At 35.7% G+C, this 1,835-nt stretch carries 4 protein-coding genes; 3 read left to right on the top strand and 1 reads right to left on the bottom strand.

The window, feature by feature from the left end; genetic code table 11:
• On the top strand, positions 1 to 181 hold a 181-nt coding region (locus HMPREF0518_RS05625), incomplete at its 5' end, for a hypothetical protein (RefSeq protein ID WP_003626970.1).
• Positions 174 to 545, top strand: a complete 372-nt coding sequence (locus HMPREF0518_RS05620) for a hypothetical protein (RefSeq protein WP_003626968.1) — start codon at positions 174 to 176, stop codon at positions 543 to 545. The genes HMPREF0518_RS05625 and HMPREF0518_RS05620, both read left to right, overlap by 8 nt.
• Before the next feature lie 17 nt (positions 546 to 562).
• Here HMPREF0518_RS05620 and HMPREF0518_RS05615 read toward each other — a convergent pair whose 3' ends face one another.
• Positions 563 to 1,312: a TIGR02452 family protein gene (locus tag HMPREF0518_RS05615; RefSeq protein WP_003626966.1), complete on the bottom strand. Its 750-nt coding sequence runs from the start codon at positions 1,310 to 1,312 to the stop codon at positions 563 to 565.
• 201 nt (positions 1,313 to 1,513) lie between these two features.
• On the opposite strand from HMPREF0518_RS05615, the gene HMPREF0518_RS05610 reads away from it, so the two are divergent.
• Positions 1,514 to 1,813 (top strand): PD-(D/E)XK nuclease family transposase, encoded by a 300-nt coding sequence (locus HMPREF0518_RS05610; protein ID WP_003626965.1) that lies wholly within the window; start codon positions 1,514 to 1,516, stop codon positions 1,811 to 1,813.
• Positions 1,814 to 1,835: the final 22 nt, after the last annotated feature.

Genomic DNA, 1,835 nt, shown 5'->3' with positions numbered 1-1,835 from the left:
TCCTAAAGAAGTTCCAGGAATTGATAAGTATGATCAGTATTTGCCTAAAGAATTATTGCGTAAGGAATTTGCTTATAGTGTATTAGACATTCAAGAGATGAAACGCTGCGTTAAACAAATGGCGAATACTATTTGGTATAATGGGAATATCTTGAAAAGGAAAGAGAATATCAATGCTTAAAATTAATCAAAATGTGTCTAAGGATGCTCAAACCAGAACTTTGTTAAAAGAATTGCTCAAGGTACACCAAATTCATCAAGCATACAATGTGCGTGATTTGACGGATGCGGATGAGCAAATTTTGGAAAAGTCTTTTAATTTAACCCGTGAATTGATGTCTAAGATTTCCACTAAAAAGATTAAGTTTGCAGATAAAAAGTGGGATTCTTTGTTTAACTTTTTGATGGCGGAACAAATTGCTTTTGCCAGGGTTTTAGCAAGTGGTGATGATAACTTGAATGGCTACGTTCAAGCTAAAAATCAGGCTCAACAAGCTTATGCTTTAGCTGAAACTGCTATTAATAATTTGGAAAATGAAAAATAAAAAGAGTCACTTAGGACTCAATCAGTAAATTCATTTCTAAAATCTTGTGCCGCCGAATTACGATGATCATCGATTACGGCGAAAGTTACTTTTTTAATTGAAGATTTTGTATTAAAGACGTTGTGCCACATTTGTGCAACGTCTTTTGCTTTAAAGCCAAAAACTCCGGCTCCCCATGCTCCAAGGATAAGATGGGCGACATGTTCTTTTTCTGCAATTTGTTTTACGAAGGACATGCGATTTTGTAAAGTTATACATGCATTTCTATACGAAATACCGAATAGTTTTGCTTTGCTGTAGTTTGGAGCGGCACAGGTAATGATATCCACCTGTGCATAAATCTCAGGGCTGGCAAATAGAATGTTAGGTGAATAAAGAGCGCGATTTTCATAAAGTGAATGGTTAATATGAGCATTATTCCATTGATAGTAAGTTTGTTCAAATGGCGCAAGACACTGATAAAGATCAGATTCAAGACACAGCGCTTCTTCTTGAGCAACGCTGCCGCGTAAGTATCCGCCACCAGCTTCTAAGTAGTCCGCAAAGTTGAGTGCAGCTGTTTTTTCAGATTGCCACTTGGAATTTTTGATCGCTGTAGCGGTATTTACTGGCATGAAACATAACTGTGGATAAGTGGAAGATGATGGAGTTGAAAAGGTAGATTGCTCATCATAAATAGTAGTGTTATCGACAGTCTCACGGATTTGTTGTGCATAAAGCTTGATCATTTGTTCGTTGTGAGTTTTTATTTTAGGAATGCTGTACATGTTGGTTGCCTTCTTTTAAGTAAATATTGTATTTTCTAAGTATAAGTATGAATTTCTGAAAAAAATTTGCCAACTTTTTGCGTATTAAATAGTGAAGGGTATTTTCTCTTACATTATTAGAAAGTTGGTGTGTAATGAAAGAAACATAAAAAAAGTCAGTCATGGTATGGCTTCTCAGAAGATCAGGCTTTTGGCGAAGTGATGGCTAATCCTGATTTTTGTCGCTATGTTTTGCAAACAGTGACTGGAAAAAAGCAAATTTCAAAGATTTTCTTGCCCGAAAAGCAGAAAGAAATCAAGGATCCATCGCATAAAGTTCAAAAAGATGTCCGGTTAGATGTCTTTGTCGCAGATCATGAACATAACCTTTATGATCTAGAAATGCAGGTTGAAGACAAGCAAGATTTGGGTCGGCGGATTCGCTATTATATCTCCAAATGTGATCAGCGCTATACCTTAGACAAAGGTAAAACGTATCAGGATATAGTTATAAATTATTAGTTTAATTATTTCACAAGCAATT

It is taken from the genome of Lactobacillus helveticus DSM 20075 = CGMCC 1.1877 (assembly GCF_000160855.1).
In the GTDB taxonomy this organism is placed as follows: Bacteria; Bacillota; Bacilli; order Lactobacillales; family Lactobacillaceae; genus Lactobacillus; species Lactobacillus helveticus.
The sequence above is the reverse complement of the archived record's forward strand: the minus strand, read 5'-3'. Positions and strand labels throughout refer to the sequence as shown.